This window comes from Sinomonas cyclohexanicum, assembly GCF_020886775.1.
Lineage (GTDB): Bacteria > Actinomycetota > Actinomycetes > Actinomycetales > Micrococcaceae > Sinomonas > Sinomonas cyclohexanicum.
In genome coordinates this window covers 937,593-954,515 of the sequence record NZ_AP024525.1, presented here as the reverse complement: position 1 = coordinate 954,515, position 16,923 = coordinate 937,593, and the positions used below count along the sequence as shown (strand labels likewise).

12 protein-coding genes are annotated in these 16,923 nt (G+C 69.1%); 9 read left to right on the top strand and 3 right to left on the bottom strand.

Features of this window, described 5'->3' with window-relative positions; genetic code table 11:
• The first annotated feature begins 37 nt into the window (after positions 1-37).
• Entirely contained in the window at positions 38-592 is a 555-nt protein-coding gene (locus SCMU_RS04540; protein ID WP_229231852.1) for a cysteine hydrolase family protein, read from the top strand.
• 238 nt (positions 593-830) lie between these two features.
• On the opposite strand, the gene SCMU_RS04535 is transcribed toward SCMU_RS04540, so the two are convergent.
• Positions 831-1,652: an IclR family transcriptional regulator gene (locus SCMU_RS04535; RefSeq protein ID WP_229231851.1), complete on the bottom strand. Its 822-nt coding sequence runs from the start codon at positions 1,650-1,652 to the stop codon at positions 831-833.
• 248 nt (positions 1,653-1,900) lie between these two features.
• On the opposite strand from SCMU_RS04535, the gene SCMU_RS04530 reads away from it, so the two are divergent.
• The 4 genes from SCMU_RS04530 to SCMU_RS04515 all read left to right on the top strand — a co-directional run bounded on the left by SCMU_RS04530 (position 1,901) and on the right by SCMU_RS04515 (position 9,663).
• On the top strand, positions 1,901-5,755 hold the full coding sequence (locus SCMU_RS04530; protein ID WP_229231850.1) for a hydantoinase B/oxoprolinase family protein: 3,855 nt from the start codon (positions 1,901-1,903) through the stop codon (positions 5,753-5,755).
• A gap of 147 nt (positions 5,756-5,902) precedes the next feature.
• Positions 5,903-7,252 (top strand): MFS transporter, encoded by a 1,350-nt coding sequence (locus SCMU_RS04525; RefSeq protein WP_229231849.1) that lies wholly within the window; start codon positions 5,903-5,905, stop codon positions 7,250-7,252.
• 161 nt (positions 7,253-7,413) lie between these two features.
• Positions 7,414-8,193, top strand: coding sequence for an N-carbamoylsarcosine amidohydrolase (locus tag SCMU_RS04520; protein ID WP_229231848.1), 780 nt, complete (start codon positions 7,414-7,416; stop codon positions 8,191-8,193).
• A 111-nt stretch (positions 8,194-8,304) separates the two neighbouring features.
• Positions 8,305-9,663 carry an MFS transporter gene (locus SCMU_RS04515; protein ID WP_229231847.1) on the top strand — a complete coding sequence of 453 codons (1,359 nt, stop codon included), beginning with the start codon at positions 8,305-8,307 and terminating at the stop codon, positions 9,661-9,663.
• Positions 9,664-9,830: 167 nt separating this feature from the next.
• On the opposite strand, the gene SCMU_RS04510 is transcribed toward SCMU_RS04515, so the two are convergent.
• Together SCMU_RS04510 and SCMU_RS04505 are read right to left on the bottom strand one after the other, a co-directional pair.
• Complete coding sequence (locus tag SCMU_RS04510) at positions 9,831-10,295, bottom strand: DUF2087 domain-containing protein (protein ID WP_229231846.1); 465 nt, start codon at positions 10,293-10,295, stop codon at positions 9,831-9,833.
• Between the two features lie 75 nt (positions 10,296-10,370).
• The gene (locus tag SCMU_RS04505) at positions 10,371-11,876 is read right to left on the bottom strand and encodes a PucR family transcriptional regulator (protein ID WP_229231845.1); all 1,506 of its coding nucleotides are present in this window, start codon (positions 11,874-11,876) and stop codon (positions 10,371-10,373) included.
• A 150-nt stretch (positions 11,877-12,026) separates the two neighbouring features.
• On the opposite strand from SCMU_RS04505, the gene SCMU_RS04500 reads away from it, so the two are divergent.
• The 4 genes from SCMU_RS04500 (at position 12,027) to SCMU_RS04485 (ending at position 16,918) form a co-directional block, all read left to right on the top strand.
• Positions 12,027-13,619: a purine-cytosine permease family protein gene (locus SCMU_RS04500; RefSeq protein WP_229231844.1), complete on the top strand. Its 1,593-nt coding sequence runs from the start codon at positions 12,027-12,029 to the stop codon at positions 13,617-13,619.
• 77 nt (positions 13,620-13,696) lie between these two features.
• The gene (locus SCMU_RS04495) at positions 13,697-14,500 is read left to right on the top strand and encodes a creatininase (protein ID WP_229231843.1); all 804 of its coding nucleotides are present in this window, start codon (positions 13,697-13,699) and stop codon (positions 14,498-14,500) included.
• Between the two features lie 160 nt (positions 14,501-14,660).
• A complete protein-coding gene (locus SCMU_RS04490) occupies positions 14,661-15,911 on the top strand; it encodes an aminopeptidase P family protein (protein ID WP_229231842.1) in 1,251 nt (416 codons plus the stop codon).
• A gap of 179 nt (positions 15,912-16,090) precedes the next feature.
• Positions 16,091-16,918 carry an IclR family transcriptional regulator gene (locus SCMU_RS04485; RefSeq protein ID WP_229231841.1) on the top strand — a complete coding sequence of 276 codons (828 nt, stop codon included), beginning with the start codon at positions 16,091-16,093 and terminating at the stop codon, positions 16,916-16,918.
• The last annotated feature ends 5 nt before the right edge of the window (positions 16,919-16,923 follow it).

Genomic DNA, 16,923 nt, shown 5'->3' with positions numbered 1-16,923 from the left:
CGTGTGAACGGCCCCGGGCCCGGGTAGGGTCACGGGCATGCGCACCGCACTGCTCGTCATCGACATGCAGAACGCGTTCTTCGAGAACCCATCGCTGGCAGCCCAGCGGAACCGTCTTGTGGGCGCCTGCAACCAGCTCATCGGCGCCGCCCGGGCCGCGGCCACCCCGACGCTGATCGTCCGCACTGAGCACGAACCGGACGAGTCCACCTGGACACTGTCGATGCTCGACGACGGCCAGGGCTTCTCGTTCCGCGGCACCGAGCAGGCCGCGCCGCTCGCGGAGCTCGACACGCGGGACCTCCCGCAGCTCGTCAAGCACCGCGACAGCGCGTTCATCGGAACGGACCTGCGGCAGCGACTCCTCGCGTGGCGGGTCGATCAGGTCCTCCTGGCTGGCGTCTCCACGCATCTCTGCCTTGCGCAGACGGCCGCGGACGCGTACGCCCACAACATCCGGGCGGTGTTCGCCCGGGATGCCATGGGCGCCGAGTCCCCCGGGCGCGCCCAGGCGATGCTCGCCGTCCTGCTCGAGGAGTACCGACAGGAGCTGCTCGGCCAGGACGACGCGATGGCTCTGCTGCGGGGCTGACGCCGTCGCCCCGTGCCGCGGATCGCGGGCACTGAAAAGGGTCCGGCCCCAAGATCGCTCCTGGGGTGGGGGCCGGACCTCTCTGCCGCTGTCCGTTGCCCGCGGTCCGGTCCGCGCCTGGCGAGCCCCCAGACGACGGGCTGCTCGCCGCTGGAGAGGGCCTCGAGCTGCGTCGCCTCCAGGTCCACCCCCTCACGGCGGGCCGCCGCGAGGACGGGGCACTGCCACAGATCGGCCGTCAGGCCTCGGCGCGCTTGGCCCCGTACCCGAGGCGCGCGGAGACGTGGGCCGCAGCCTCGATGACCGCGGCCCCGAGCCGCTCGGCGACGTCACCCTGAGCGCGCGAGCGCGGCGCCGATGCCGTCACGCACCCGACCATGCGCCCGCGGTAGTCCCACACGGGCGCGGACACGCCGAACTCCTCGGGCGTCGTGGCGCCGTCGTTCACCGCGACGCCGTCCGCCGCCACTGTGGCGAGCACCTCCAGGGCACGAGCGGAGGCGGCAGCGGAGGCGCCGCCGTCGTGCGTCCCCGGCAGCACCACCTCGCCCGAGGCGAGCAGGCCGCGCGCCGCGTCCGGCGTGAGTCCGGCGAGGAACACCTGGACCGACGAGGACGCGAACTTGTTGTACCGGGTTCCGATCGACGCCGTGTGCTTGACCTGGTGGGGGCTCGGAACCTGCTCGACGACGATGGCCTCGGCGCCGTTCCACACGGCCAGCGCACTCGTCTCCCCCGTCCGCTCAGTCAGCTCCTCGAGGTAGGGCAGCGCGGCGCGGCGCACGTCGAGGTCGGCGAGGAGGGGCCCCGAGAGGGCCAGGAGGCCGAGTCCCAATCGGTACCGGCCTGTCGCCTCGTCGCGCTGGACATATCCCGCCTCGGCGAGACCGGCAAGGATGCGGGAGACCGTGCTCTTGTGCAGGCCCACGCGCTGGGCGATTTCGGTGACACCGAGGATCGGCCTCTCAATCGAGAACGCCTCGAGCACGCCGAGGCCGTTGAGCAGGGATGCGGCGGCCCCCTGCGGGGCCTCATCGCTCGTGCGGGGGCGTCCTACCACGCTGCTCTCCTTGCGCTCGTTGGGGCTGACCCATCTTAGAGTCCACGATCATCTTCGCCGCAACCCTTGCCCGATGCTAGGACAGCAACTATTTTGGTGTCACAGCAACATCATGTGTGATGCACCTCACGTGCGAAATGTCTTACCTGTCCGAAACCCACGTTGCTCCCTGCACAAATAGATTGTGGAGAAAGCAACCCTCCACCTGCCGATCAGCCCAGGGCCGGCAGCATCGAAAGGAAAGCCACATGAAGCGTATAGGCGTTGACGTTGGCGGCACATTCACCGACCTCTACTTCTCCGACGATGAAGTCGGAAGAGCAGTCATCGAGAAGGTCCCCTCTACCCCGGACGATCCCTCACGGGCGGTCATCGACGGCCTCAAGCGGCTCGTGGCCAAGGCCGGCACGAGCCTGGCCGAGGTCGACCAGCTCGTCCACGGCACCACGGTGGCCACGAACATCGCCCTGACGCACACCGGGGCCGAGGTGGGCATGATCACCACCGAGGGGTTCCGGGACATCCTGCACATCGCCCGGCACAAGAAGCCGCACAACTTCTCGCTGCAGCAGGACATGCCCTGGCAGGCCAAGCCCCTCATCAAGCGCCGCCACCGCCTCACCGTCAAGGAGCGCATCACCGCCCCGAACGGGGATGTCCTGGTTCCCCTGGACGAGGACGAGGTCCGTGAGCGCGTGCGGGAGCTGAAGGCTGCCGGCGTCGAGGCGGTCGCGGTCTGCCTGCTGCACTCCTACCTGAACCCGGCCCACGAGCAGCGGATCGGTCAGATCGTCACCGAGGAGTTCCCCGAGGCCTACCTGTCCCTCTCCAGCGACATCGTGCCGCTGTACCGGGAGTACGAGCGGTTCTCCACCACGGCCCTCAACGCCTACGTGGGGCCCAAGGTCTCCAAGTACCTGGCCCGGCTCGCGTCCCAGGTCAAGGCGCTCGGCTACCAGCGCGAGGTCCTCCTCATGCAGTCCTCGGGCGGCATGGTGCCGATCAAGGAGGCCGCCAAGAGGCCGGTCACGCTGATGATGTCCGGACCGGTCGGCGGCCTGATCGGCGGCATGTGGGCCGGCCGCCAGTCCGGCTTCGACAACGTCGTCACCCTGGACATCGGAGGGACCTCGGCGGACATCGGCGTCGCCTACCAGGGGGAGCTGCGCATGCGCCACCTGCTGGACACCAAGATCGGCGACCATCAGGCGATGGTGCCCATGGTGGACATCGACACCATCGGCGCCGGCGGCGGTTCCATCGCCTACGTCGACGCCGGCGGGGTCTTCCGCGTCGGGCCCCAGTCGGCTGGCGCCGTTCCGGGCCCAGTCTGCTACGGCCGCGGCGGCACGGAGCCGACGTCGACGGATGCCCAGCTCGTCCTCGGCCGCATGCGCGACCGCCGCACCCTGGCCGGCGCCGAGATGAAGCTCGACGTCGCGGCCTCGCGGACCGCGATGGCCAAGGTCGCAGACAAGCTCGGCATGAGTGTCGAGGAGGCCGCGCTCGGCGCCCTCCAGGTCCAGAAGTTCGGCATGACCCAGGCGATCGAGCAGAACTCCGTGCGCCGCGGCTACGACCCGCGCGACTTCACCCTCGTCGCCGCCGGCGGTGCCGGCGCACTGTTCGCCTGCGAGATCGCCGCGGAGCTCGAGGTCCCGAAGGTCTTGATCCCGGCCCACCCCGGCATCATCGCCGCGACCGGCCTGCTGGCCACCGACGAGAAGTACGAGTTCGTGGCCACGCGGCGGTTCACGTTCGCCAATGCCGACCCCGCCGCCATCCAGGCCTCCTACGAGGCGCTGGAGGGCGAGGCCCACGCGCAGCTCGACTCTGAGGACGTCCCGGCCGAACGGCGCAAGCTCGTTTGGCTCGCCGACGCGCGCTATGAGGGCCAGGGCTACGAGATCCGCTTCGTCGCCCCCGAAGGGCCGGTCGACCAGGCCTGGCTCGAGAAGGCCGAGGCAGCCTTCCACGACGCCCACTTCGAGGAGTACGGCCACCAGTTCAAGAACGGCACCGTCGAGGTCATCAACATCCGCGTCGACGCGAGCGCCGTGATGGATGAGCTGCCCACGCCGGAGGTGACATCGTCCGGTTCCCTCCATGAGGCCCTCGTGGAGACCCGCGCGGTGACGTTCGAGCAGGACGGCAAGCCCGTCACGGTGGACACCCCCTTCTACGACCGGGAGAAGATGGGCGTCGGCACCACCTTCATCGGACCCGCCATCATCGAGCAGTACGACTCCACCGTTGTCGTCCCCCCGAGGTTCTCCGGAACAGTGGACCCGGCCGGCAACCTCGTCATCGACTGCCCGGTCGCCACCCAGACCGCAGAGAAGCTCGCCACTCCGATCCTGATGCGCGTGATCGGGGGCGCCCTGAACTCCGCGGCGAAGGAAATGGCCTCCGTGCTGTTCCGCATGGCCTACTCCTCGATCATCCGCGAGTCCGAGGACCTCGGCGCTGGCCTGTTCGACAAGGACGGCAACGTACTCGCCGAGTCCGACTCCACACCGATGTTCATGGGTTCCATGCCCAAGATCGTCAAGGGCGTCATCTCGGTCCTCGGCGAGGACATCCATGAGGGCGACGTCATCCTGCACAATGACCCGTACCTCGGCGCCACCCACTCCCCCGACGTGGCGATCATCGAACCGATCTTCCACGACGGGCAGCTCGTGGGCTTCGCCGGCGCCTCCGGCCAGCTGATCGACAACGGCGGCGCCTACTCCGGCCTCATGGTGGACATCCAGGACATCCAGTCCGAAGGCACCATCTTCCGCGCGATCAAGATCTACGAAAAGGGCGTCCGGCAGGAATCGCTCATCCGGCACATCCTCAACAACACCCGCACGCCCACCTCCAACGAGGGCGACTTCCAGGCCATGATCGCCGCCTGCGAGCTGGCCAAGGCCCGCTACCTCGCCCTCATCGAGCGCTACGGCTTCGACGCGGTGCGCGAGGCTGGCCAGAGCTGGATCGACTACTCGGAGCGGATGCTGCGCCAGGAGATCGCCAAGATCCCGGACGGCGTCTACGAGACCGAGGTCGGCTACCTGGACGACGACGGCCGCAACTACGGCAAGAAGCTGCCGATCAAGGTCAAGGTCATCATCGAGGGCGACGAGATCACCTACGACCTCACCGGCTCGAGCCCCCAGGTGCCCACCGCCTACAACTGCGCCTTCGAGGGCACCACGGTCTCGGCATTCACCTTCATCACCCGGATGATGTTCCTCGACGAGGTCGCGTTCCCCGTGTTCGTGCCGCAGAACGAGGGCATGCTCAAGCCGCTGAAGGTGATCGCCCCGGAGGGCACCATCTTCAACCCGAAGTACCCGGCTGCGACCTTCTCGCGGTTCTCCCAGGTCCAGCGCGCCGTAGACCTCGCCCTGCGCGCACTCGCCCCGGTGATCCCCGACCGCGTCACCGCCGGCAATTCCGCCCACATCCACTTCATCTCCTACTCCGGATGGGACGAGAAGCAGGGCGAGTACTGGGTCTACCTCGAGGTCAACGAGGGATCCTACGGCGCCCGCGCCACGAGCGACGGTCCGGACTCTGTGGACAACCTCATCGCCAACACGCGCAACAACCCGATCGAGGAGCTCGAGTGGCGGTTCCCCATGCGCACCGACCGCTACGAACTGCGGTCCGAGCCCGCGGCCGCCGGTGAGTTCCGCGGAGGCATCGGCATCGTCCGCGAGAACACGTTCCTGACCGACACTGCGATCACGTGCGAGGGCGAACGCCACGAGTCCGACGCACCATGGGGCGCCTTCGGAGGCCACGACGGCCTCAACGGCTCGTTGGTGAAGAACCCCGGCCGGGCAGGCGAAGAGTCCTGGCCGTCCAAGGTGACCGGTCGCCAGCTCCTGGCCGGGGACTCCCTCCAGATCACCGTGCCCAGCGGCGGCGGCTTCGGCGATCCGCTCCGGCGCGATCCCCAGAAGGTCCTGGAAGACGTCCTCGACGGCTTCACCACCCTCGAGGCCGCCGAGCGCGACTACGGCGTGGTGATCGACGCGACCACCATGACGGTCGACGCCGCGCTCACCGCGGAACGCCGGTCCCCGGCACCCGCATACGCCACGCTCTAGTTCCGCAACACGCAGCAGCACCCAGCAACACCGCACTGAATCCACTCACTGAGGCGGCCGGGGGGACGCACAGCGTCCCACCCGGCCGCCTCTTCTGTGTCTGCCCCATCCCCTCCCGCGCACAACCAACTCACCCCAGGAGTACTCATGGAACCGATGGAAAGCACCCTCGATCCGACGACCGCGGCCGGGTCGCCCCGCGCGCGCACGACGGCGGCCGCCCCCGCCGCCGGACAGCTCACCCCGCGCGACGTCCGCATTGCCACGTGGATCTGCTTCTTCGCGTGGACGTTCGCCGTGTACGACTTCGTCCTGTTCGGCAACCTGCTCCCCGTCCTCGCGGCTGAGGTCGGCTGGGCCCCCTCGCAGTCCACCGCGGTCAACACGTGGGTCACGGCCGGCACGGCGCTCGTGGCGTTCGCCGTCGGCCCCCTCGTGGACCGGATCGGGCGCCGCAAGGGCATCCTCATCTCCGTCATCGGCGCGGCGATTGCCTCGCTCCTGACCGCCGTCGCCGGCTGGGCGGTGGGCATCGTGGGCGGTATCGGCGTCGTGCTGCTGATCCTCGTGCGCTCGGCCGCCGGTCTCGGCTACGCCGAGCAGTCGGTCAATGCGGCCTACCTCAACGAGCTCTTCGCCCATGCCTACACCGATCCGGCCAAGGCGCGGCGCCGCGGCCTGATCTACTCCCTCGTGCAGTCAGGCTGGCCGATCGGCTCTGTGCTCGCGGCGGCGTCGATCTACCTGCTGTTCCCCGTGGGCGGGTGGGCGCTGTGCTTCATCGTCGCCGCGTTCCCTGCGATCTTCATCGTCATCGCGGGGCGCTGGCTCAAGGAGAGCCCGCAGTTCGAGGCACACCGGCACGCGAATACGACCGGCTCGCCGCTCGCCGAGGCGTTCCGGGGAGAGTCGCTGCGCTCGACCGTGGTGATCGGCCTCTCGTTCCTGCTCAACTGGGTCGGCGTCCTCGTGTTCGCGATCCTCGGGACGTCCCTCCTGAGCGCCCCGGACGGCAAGGACATCCCGTTCACGAACGCCCTCGTGATCCTCGTCGTCTCGAATGCCACCGCATTCGCGGGCTACGTGTTCCACGGCTGGCTGGGCGACCGGATCGGCCGGCGCAACACGATCGCCCTCGGCTGGATCCTGTGCGGGGCCTCGTTCACGGCGATGCTCCTCGCGCCGTCGGGGAACTTCGGGGTCGTCGTCGCGTTCTACAGCGCGGGTCTGTTCTTCCTCATCGGCCCGTTCTCCGCGCTGCTGTTCTTCAACGGCGAGAGCTTCCCCGTGCGGACGCGTGCCACCGGCGGCTCAATCATCAACGCTGGCGGGCAGGTCGGTGCGATCATCAGCAGCTTCCTCATCACGCTCGCCTTGGGCGCCGGGTGGACGTGGAGCACGGCGGCCTTCTGGATCGGCTGCGTGCCCATTTTCGCCTCGGGGCTGCTCATTCTCGCGGCCCGGAACGTCAACCCGCGCACCGTCCGCCAGGACTAGTCCGAGTCCCCCGGAAGAAAGTTCCGGCGACCTCTTGCGTGTTGCTGGATAAGCAAATAGATTGGTCACACAGCAACAAACGAGAGGTGCATCACACAATCTCATCGAGTTGCTAAGACAGCAAATTAGACCCACACCAAGCAAATTCCGAGGAGTACACCATGAGCCAGGACCTCGAAGTGGCCCAGGACATCGAAGCCCGTCTTGCAGCAGTGCTGGAGGAGGCGTTCGAAGCCGGCACAGACATCTACAACGAGCGCGGCTTCAAGCGCCGGGTCGGCTACGGCAACCGCCCCGCCGTCATCCACATCGACCTCGCCAACGCCTGGACGCGTCCGGGCCACCCGTTCAGCTGCCCGGGCATGGAGACGATCATCCCCAACGTCCAGCGGATCAACGAGGCCGCGCGCGCCAAGGGGGTCCCCGTCTTCTACACCACCAACGTGTACCGCAACCGCGACGCCTCCTCCGGCACGAACGACATGGGCCTGTGGTATTCGAAGATCCCCGTGGAGACCCTTCCGGCGGACTCCTACTGGGCCCAGATCGATGACCGCATCGCGCCCGCAGAAGGCGAGGTCGTGATCGAGAAGAACCGCGCCTCGGCGTTCCCCGGGACGAACCTCGAGCTCTTCCTGACCTCCAACCGCATCGACACCTTGATCGTGACCGGTGCGACCGCGGCCGGGTGCGTGCGCCACACCGTTGAGGACGCCATCGCGAAGGGGTTCCGCCCGATCATCGCGAGGGAGACCATCGGCGACCGTGTCCCGGGCGTCGTGCAGTGGAACCTCTACGACATCGACAACAAGTTCGGTGACGTGGAGTCCACGGATTCGGTGGTGGAGTACCTCAACCGCCTCCCGCAGTTCGAGGACACCGTCCCCAAGACCCTCGCGGACCCCCAGCCCGAGGTCCAGGCCCCCTCAGATCCGGCCTGAGTCGCAGCGTACAGCGCCCGCTGTCTTCTCGGACAGCGGGCGCTGCGCGTACTCTGGCGTCGAGCACGTCGGACGCCCCCGAACGATCCGCAGCCTCCCCGGGAGCCCTCCATGAACCCCGCAGTTCCCTCCACCCCTGGCGGCCAGACCGCCCCCGTCCCCCAGTCGGTCCTCCGCAAGGTCACCGGCGCCGCGGCCGCCGGCACCGTCGTCGAATGGTTCGACTTCGCCGTGTACGGCTTCCTCGCGACCCAGCTCGCGCACGCCTTCTTCCCGGCCAGCGACGGCGTCGTCGGCCTGCTCCAGACCTTTGCCGTCTTCGCCGTCGCGTTCGCGCTGAGGCCCATCGGCGGGGCGGTGTTCGGGGTCCTCGGCGACCGGATCGGCCGCAAGCGGGTGCTCGCCCTGACCGTCCTCCTCATGTCCGGCGCGACCATGGCCATAGGCCTCCTGCCGACGTTCGGTGCTGTCGGCGTCGTCGCGCCTCTCCTCCTCACCCTCGCCCGGAGCGTCCAGGGCCTCTCCGCCGGCGGCGAGTACGCCGGCGCCGTCGCGTACGTGATCGAGCACGCGCCCGCCGACCAGCGCTCGCGCTACTCCTCCTGGATGCCCGCCGCGACGTTCGGCTCGTTCTCCGGCGCCGCCCTCCTCTGCTGGGGGCTCACGGCAGGGCTCGGCACCGCCACGATGAACGAGTGGGGCTGGCGCATCCCGTTCCTCGTCGCCGCGCCGCTCGGCGTCGTCGCCTTCTACATCCGGCGCCGCCTCGACGAGTCGCCGGTCTTCCAGGAGGCCCTCGAGGCGCAGCGGGGCAAGGAGCACGCTCCCCTCCGCCGGACCTTCGCCCTCCAGTGGCGGCCCATGCTCATCCTGGGCGGGTACATCGCCCTCACGGCCCTGAGCTTCTACACCTTCTCCACCTACATGACCACGTTCCTGCGCGAGGTCGTGAAGATGCCCGCCGACCTCGTGCTGTTCAGCAATGTCATCGCCCTCGCGTTCGCCGCGGCCCTCGCCCCGGTCCTCGGCCGCGTGTGCGACCGGATCGGCCGCCGCCCCACGATGCTCGCCTCGTCGCTGCTGCTCGGCGCGCTCGCCGTGCCGGCGTACCTGCTCGCCTCGGGCGGATCCTTCGGGGCGGCCCTCGGCGGCCAGGCGCTGCTCGCGGTGGGCGCCGTGACGGCGAACGTCGTGACCGCCGTCCTGCTCTCGGAGGTCTTCCCGACCGAGGTGCGCTACACGGCGTCGGCCATCACCTACAACGTGAGCTACGCGGTGTTCGGCGGGACCGCGCCGTTCGTGGCCACGTGGCTCATCGCGGCGACCGGCAACCCCATGGCCCCGGCGATCTACCTGACCGTCATCGCCGTCGGCGCGCTCGTCGCGGCGTGGCTGCTCCCGGAGACGGCACACCGCCCGCTCGACGGACGCACGACGGCGCCGCGAGGCTCAGTCTCGCAGAGCGCCTGAGCGGCACGCTGTCCACAGGCCAGGTCAGGTGTGCGAAGGCCATCACCGGACCATCATCAGGAGGGGCCGCCCGAAAGGGCGGTCCCGTCCTGCCATCCGCCGAGATCGGGTCCCCTGATCGCGAGATCGGGGCGTGTGACCGCGAGATCGGGGCGTGTGGCCCGAAATCACCCGTTGACGGCGAGCCAGTAAGCGCTTCCGTCGGCCTCGCGGCGCAGGATGTCCTCATCAATGAGCGCCCGCCGCACACCGGGGATGTCCATCACGTGCTCGCCCAGCCGCGCGTTGAGCTCGCGCTCCGGAATCCGCTCCCCCGCACTGAGGATCCGGCCCGCGAGGCCCCGCAGCACCTCCAGCCGCCGCTTGTGCTGCCGCGGAAGCTGATCGATCTTGCCCTCGGGTCTCGCCGGAATCCCCTCCCGAGCATGCCCGAGGAGCGCTCGGATCCGGGACTCTGAGACTCGGACGAGGTCATCGCCCAGCGGCTCGACCACGCCGGCCGAGAGCAGGAGCGCATCGTCCGCCGCACCGGAGGGTACCCCGCCTGTTCCGCCCGCAACGATCGCGGCGAAGCGTTCGCGCGTGCGCCGATTCGCGAGCGCCGCCATGAATTGGATGAGCTGCTGTTGCATGCCACCACTCTCACACGGGTGGCCTCGGCATCAGGAGGCCCGACCTCGCGCTCACACCACCCGATCTCGGCGAGGCTAGGCGCGGGGATCGTCCCGCAGCTGGGCGTTGCCGCGCACGAGCTTGACCGCGAACGCGAGGGTTCCGAGCTTGCCGCGCCCGCGCGGGTCGCCACCGATCGCGGAGAAGATCCGCCGCAGCCGCTTGTGCAGTGACTGGCGCTCGAGGAAGAGGACCTGCGCCGCATCGGTCGCGTTGCACCCGGAGGTGATCCATACGTCGAGGGTGCGGACCAGCTCGCCGCCGTTGCGACGATCGAGCCGGATGAGTTCCCCGAGCACCTCCTCGACGATGGAGTCCACCGCACCGCGGGAGAGGGACCGCTCGGCCGTGCGCTCCACGAGGAAGTCGGAGGCGTCGTGGATCGCGTCTGTCCACTTCGAGGATCGGCCCAGCCGCCACGTGACCTTCGCCTCGGCGAGTGAGAACGCGGCCTGTCGGATGGTCGGCGCGGTGGGCCCCAGCGCGCCGGTGAGCCCCGCGCGCGCCACCGCCTCGCGCAGGACGCCGAGCATCTGCTCCCGCTCGGCGTGGCCGCTGGGCGCGGGCAGGGGCATGAGGATGTCCACCCAGGCGCCGTCCACGATCAGCAGGGCGCCTGGCAGTGCCGTGCGGGCCCGCTGCTCGATGTCTCCGGCCCCGTCCGCCGGCCGCCGGACGGCCGCCATCACGAGCGGCTGGTTCGCGGAGATCCCCGCGGCCTGGCACAGCTCGATGAGCCGGTCGCCGCCGCCGCCGGCGCCGACGATGCGCAGGAGCTCGTCCTCGGCGAGCCGGGCAAGGCTTGGCCGGTGCTGCTGGGCGAGGGCGAGGGCCACGATGCTGCGCACCCGGGCGAGCACGGTCTCGAGCAGCTCCGCGTCGGCGCCGGGCCCGCCGATGAGTTCGAGCCGCGCGGCGCCGATCCCGCCCACGGTCAGCTCGGCGTCCGGCCCGTGCGCCCCCTGTGCGGGCTCGGGGCCGGCCGAGGCCAGGAGTACACCTCGGGTGTCCACGACCCGGGCGTGGACGTCGAGGGTCTCGGCGATGAGCGTGATGAGTGGGCTGAGCAGTGCGCCGGAGCTGGCGATCCGCTCGGTCAGGGCCTGGGAGAGCCGGTCGGCGGTCTGCAGCGCGTCGACCTGGGCCGAGACGATGCGTCGGTTGACCGCCTCCGCGACCTCGACGAACGGCACCACCTGGCGCAGCTCGATGAGGGGCAGCCCGGCCTCATCCGCCGCCTCGATGAGCTCGGTTGGGAGCCGTGCACCGGTGCCGGCGGTCTCGACGGCGAGCGCCGCGACCCGTCGCGACGCGAGGCTCCACACGTACTCGGCCTGAGCGGCGGGCTTGAGCGCGAGGAGCGCGGCGCCACCGGTGAGCAGGAGTTCCCCGCCGGAGAGCAGGGGGGCGATCTCGAGGACCTCACTCGAGTGGACCCACCGGACGCGGGCCTGGGGAACGCCGGCGCTGCCGCCCACCACCACGGGGGCGCCGACGGCGAGGACCCCGCCGGCAAGGATCTCGCTCAAGGGCAGTGACACGACAACAGACCTCCATCGGGCGACATTGTGTCGCCTTAGAACTCTTGGGTAGGCGACAGAACGAGTCTAGAAGGTGATCCGTCACACACCTACGCTGGATGCAGCCGGCTACTCGCTCCCCCAGCGAATCCCACGAGAAAGTAGTCTCACATGAGCCTTCGCACTCAGAGCCACTCTGAGAACGCCACGCACGTCGTCGAGGACGTGCTGCAGCCCGTTCCGGAGTCAGCTCGCACCACCAAGGTCTCCGGACAGTTCTGGATCTGGGCTGGGGCCAACGTCGCCCCCATCAACTGGATCCTTGGTGCCCTCGGCATCAATATGGGCCTCGGCCTCGCGGACACCATGACGGTGCTCGTCCTCGGCAACATCATCGGCATGTTCGGCTTCGGCTTCTTCGTCCTCCTCGGGCAGAAGACCGGCGCGACCGGCATGCTCCTGGCGCGCGGCGCGTTCGGCCGCCGCGGCGCCTACATCCCGGCCGCCATCCAGGCGATCGTCGCCGTGGGCTGGTCCGCCGTGAACACGTGGGTCATCCTCGATCTGGTCATGGCCCTGTTCGGCATGATCGGCTGGGTCGACCCGACCCAGATGAACCTGGGCTGGAAGATCGCGGTCGCGGCCGTGATCATGAGCGTCCAGGTGGCCATCTGCTACCGCGGCTACGGCGCGATCGCCAAGTTCGAGCGCATCACCATGCCGCCCACGCTCCTGGTGCTCGTGGCCATGTCCATCATCGCGTGGACCCAGCTGCCCATCGACTGGAGCTACGCCGGCCCCGTCGGCAACATCCTCACCGGCGGCGAGCGCATCGCCGCGATGTCCGGCATCATGACCGCAATCGGCATCGGCTGGGGCATCGGCTGGTTCACGTATGCCCCCGACTACTCGCGCTTCGTCTCCAAGAGCATCCCCAAGAAGAAGCTGTACCTCACCTCGGTCCTGGGCCAGTTCCTCCCGGTCATCTGGCTCGGCCTGCTCGGCGCGAGCCTCGCGACCATGAACGGCACGGCGGACCCGGGCGAGCTGATCGTCAAGAGCTTCGGCGTCATGGCCATCCCGGTCATCCTGCTCGTGATCCACGGCCCGATCGCCACCAACATCATCAACCTGTACACGTTCGGCGTGGCCACCCAGGCCCTGGACATCAAGATCTCCCGGAAGAAGATCTCGATCCTCGTGGGCATCTTCTCGATGTGCGCCGTGATCCTCTTCCTCTTCGCCGAGGACTTCGCAACGCTCCTGGACGGCTGGGTCGTGGCGATCGCGGCTTGGGTGTCCACGTGGGGCGGCATCATGGCGGTGCACTACTTCGTCTTCGAGCGCCGCCACAAGAAGTTCGACTACCTGTTCCTGAGCCCCAAGGACACCCGCCTCAAGGCCGTCAACCCCGTAGCGCTCATCGCGTTCTTCGCCGGTCTGATCATGACGTGGCTGTTCATGGACGGCGCCATCCCGATCTTCCAGGGCCCCATCGCGATGGCGATGGGCGGCGTGGACCTCTCGTGGCTCGCCGGAACCGCTACCTCGGCAGGCCTGTACTTCGCCCTCGGCTACCCGCGGTTCAAGAACCGCATCCACCACGGTGTCCCGCTGGGCATCAGGGGCGACCTGAGCGACCAGGAGTACCTCGACACCCACGGCGACGCGTCGACGCACGACGGCGACCGCGCGGCGCTGCACCCCGCCTCGCCTTCCGCCGGGGTCGCCCCGGCTGCCGTGGACACGGCCTCGGCCTCCTAGGCCTTCCAACTCAGGGCGGCGGCGGGCTCCTGGTCCGCCGCCGCCCCCATGCCACCATGCCCTTTCAAGGAGGAGCCATGACTGCCAGCGACTTCAGTGTCTTCATGGAGGAGATCGATGCGTTCACGTACCGCGAGGCCATCGCGGACGGAGCGCCGATCATCATCCCGGTCGGGTCGATCGAACAGCACGGACCGCACCTTCCGCTCAACACGGACGTCATCCTGTCCAAGGCCATGAGCGCCAGGCTCGCGGGCGCGCTCGGCGGGCTCGTGGCCGCGCCGATCGTGTACGGGTACAAGTCGCAGCAGCGCTCGGGCGGGGGGAACCACCTGGGCGGCACCACGAGCCTCGATGGAACAACGCTGATCTCCATTGCGAAGACCCTGACGCTCGAGTTCGCGCGGCACGGGGCGCGCCGGCTCGTATTCCTCAACGGCCATTTCGAGAACTACCAGTTCCTGTACGAGGGCGTGGAGCAGGCCACGGCTGAACTCTCGCTGCGCGGCCAGGACGTGGCCGCCGTGCTGCTCTCCTACTGGGACTTCGTGGACGAGGACACGATCGAGACGATCTACCAGGGCGCGTTCCCCGGGTGGGACGTCGAGCATGGCGGTGTCCTCGAGACGTCCCTCATGCTGCACCTCCACCCCGAACTGGTCCGCCTGGACCGCGTCATGGACCTGCCGGCCGCGCAGCTGCCCAGGTATGACGTGCTGCCCGTCCGCGCCGAACTGACCCCGGAGTCGGGGTGCCTCTCCTCCGCCGCCGCGGCGTCCCGTGAGGCCGGCGAGCTGCTCCTCGAGCGCACCTCCGCGGCCCTGGCCGACGAGATCGGGGCGGAGCTCGGCCTGGGCGTCAGCGCCGCGGCCGCACACTAGCGCGCACCGATTCGTTGCGATCAACGCAACTTTGATGCAACGACTTGACCGTGATCGCCACCACACATACATTGAGAACAACCCGGTTGCATTGTTCGCAACAGGCTCTGGACCTCCACTTCATCCCACGCACACACAATCCCTTCAGAAGGAGACCATCATGTCCGTCGACAACGCCGTCACCACCGTCGCCGAGCTCGAGCGCCTCAAGGTGCTCCACAACGGCAGCAAGGGCAAGCTGACGTTCTCCGATGCCGAGTTCGAGCGCCGCCTCGGCGGCCTCCGCCAGATCATGGCCGCCAAGGACCTGGATGCCGTCATCCTGACCAGCTACCACGGCATCAAGTACTACTCCGACTTCCTCTACACGACGTTCGGCCGCAACTATGCCCTCGTCGTCACGGCGGAGGACTCGGTCACCATCACCGCGAACATCGACGCCGGCATGCCGTGGCGCACCTCGTACGGCGAGAACATCGTCTACACGGACTGGCGCCGGGACAACTTCTACTTCGGCCTGCAGGAGGCCCTGCGCCAGCGCGGCGTCAAGGCCACCCGCCTCGGCGTCGAGGACGACTTCCTCCCGGGCCTGACCCGCGAGAAGATCGCCGCCGCCTTCCCGGGTGCGCAGCTCCTCGACGTCTCCCAGGACGCCATGCGCCAGCGCATGATCAAGTCCGCGGAGGAGATCGAGGTCATCAAGCACGGCGCCCGCATCGGCGATCTGGGCGGCGAGGCCATCCGCAACGCGATCCGCGAGGGCATCACCGAGTACGAGGTCGCCCTCATCGGCACCGAGGCCATGGTGCACGAGATCGCCAAGACGTTCCCGGACCGCGAGGTCCGCGACACCTGGGTCTGGTTCCAGTCCGGCATCAACACCGACGGCGCCCACAACTGGGCCACGACCCGGAAGCTGCAGAAGGGCGACATCCTCTCCCTCAACTGCTTCCCGATGACCTCCGGCTACTACACCGCCCTCGAGCGCACCCTCTTCCTCGGCCAGCCGGACGAGGAGAGCCTGCGCCTGTGGAACATCAACGTCGAGGTGCACCGCCGCGGCCTCGAGCTCATCAAGCCGGGCGCCGTCTGCAAGGACATCGCGGCCGAGCTCAACGAGATCTACATCGGCTACGGCCTCCTCCCCAACCGCACGTTCGGCTACGGCCACTCGTTCGGCGTCCTCTCGCACTACTACGGCCGCGAGGCGGGCCTCGAGCTCCGCGAGGACATCGACACCGTCCTCGAGCCGGGCATGGTCGTCTCGATGGAGCCGATGATCACGGTTGCGGACGGCCAGCCGGGCGCCGGCGGCTACCGCGAGCACGACATCCTCGTCATCGGCGAGGACACCGTCGAGAACATCACCAAGTTCGGGTTCGGCCCCGAGCACAACATCGTCGAGGCCTGATCCGGGCCCTCGATCCCGCCTCCGGGGCCGGGCTCGTCACGGGGACCGGACCCGGTGAGCACAGCGGCGCCGCATCCCGGCTGACACCGTCAGCTGTGGTGCGGCGCCGCCGTCGTCCGCGACCACCCGACAGCACAGCGCGCACCCGTGGCGCATCCAGAGACTGCAGAAGGTGCACCATGACTGAGAACGGCGAGCAGCCCGAGGCGCGCGGCACGTCCCCCATCACCAACGCCATCTCCGTGCTGCGGTGCTTCACCGTGGACGAGCCGCTCCTGGGTGTCACAGACATCGCCGCGCGCATCGGTCTGCACAAGAGTTCGGTGTCCCGGATGCTCGCGACGCTCGAGGCGGAGGACCTCGTCGAGCGCGACTCCGAGACGCGGCGGTACCGGCTGGGACTCGGGGTGATCGGCATCGCCGGCCCCCTGCTCGCGGAGCTCGACGTGCGCCGGGTCGCGTACCCGGCCCTGCGCGACCTCACCGAGCGCACCGGCGAGACGAGCGCACTGCTCGTGTGGAGCGGCCACGAGGCCGTCTCGGTCGAGCAGGTCCCGAGCCCCCACCTCGTCAAGCACACGACAGCCCTCGGCACGCGCTACCGGACGGCCCTCTCGGCATCGGTGCAGGTGTTCCTCGGCGCGGTGCCCGCCGCGCGGATGCGCACCCTCGTCGGCGACGGCACGGTCGCGTACGCCCACACGGACGACGCCGGCCTGGACGCCTTGGCGGCGCGCCTCGCCGAGGCGGCGGAGCGGGGCTACGCGGCGAACTTTGGCGAGACCTCCCTCGAGGAGGTCGGGGTGTCCGCGCCCGTGCACGACCATCGCGGCGATGTCGTCGCGGCCGTGCTCATCTCCGCACCCAGATTCCGCGTCTCGCCGGAGCAGCTCGAGGCCCTCGGCGCGGCGTGCGCCCAAGCCGCCGCCGAGATCACGCGCCGTCTCGGCGGCGAGGTCACACGGTCGCCTGAAGTCGCGGTCAGAACACGGGCCCTTGCCATGTGATGCCA

What these genes read in the sequence shown, in the direction of transcription:
- SCMU_RS04490 (WP_229231842.1), top strand. Translation starts at nt 14,661, where the DNA reads ATGTCCGTCGACAACGCCGTCACCACCGTCGCCGAGCTCGAGCGCCTC.
- SCMU_RS04520 (WP_229231848.1), top strand. Translation starts at nt 7,414, where the DNA reads ATGAGCCAGGACCTCGAAGTGGCCCAGGACATCGAAGCCCGTCTTGCA.
- SCMU_RS04525 (WP_229231849.1), top strand. Translation starts at nt 5,903, where the DNA reads ATGGAACCGATGGAAAGCACCCTCGATCCGACGACCGCGGCCGGGTCG.
- SCMU_RS04530 (WP_229231850.1), top strand. Translation starts at nt 1,901, where the DNA reads ATGAAGCGTATAGGCGTTGACGTTGGCGGCACATTCACCGACCTCTAC.
- SCMU_RS04495 (WP_229231843.1), top strand. Translation starts at nt 13,697, where the DNA reads ATGACTGCCAGCGACTTCAGTGTCTTCATGGAGGAGATCGATGCGTTC.
- SCMU_RS04510 (WP_229231846.1), bottom strand. Translation starts at nt 10,295, where the DNA reads ATGCAACAGCAGCTCATCCAATTCATGGCGGCGCTCGCGAATCGGCGC.
- SCMU_RS04500 (WP_229231844.1), top strand. Translation starts at nt 12,027, where the DNA reads ATGAGCCTTCGCACTCAGAGCCACTCTGAGAACGCCACGCACGTCGTC.
- SCMU_RS04515 (WP_229231847.1), top strand. Translation starts at nt 8,305, where the DNA reads ATGAACCCCGCAGTTCCCTCCACCCCTGGCGGCCAGACCGCCCCCGTC.
- SCMU_RS04485 (WP_229231841.1), top strand. Translation starts at nt 16,091, where the DNA reads ATGACTGAGAACGGCGAGCAGCCCGAGGCGCGCGGCACGTCCCCCATC.
- SCMU_RS04540 (WP_229231852.1), top strand. Translation starts at nt 38, where the DNA reads ATGCGCACCGCACTGCTCGTCATCGACATGCAGAACGCGTTCTTCGAG.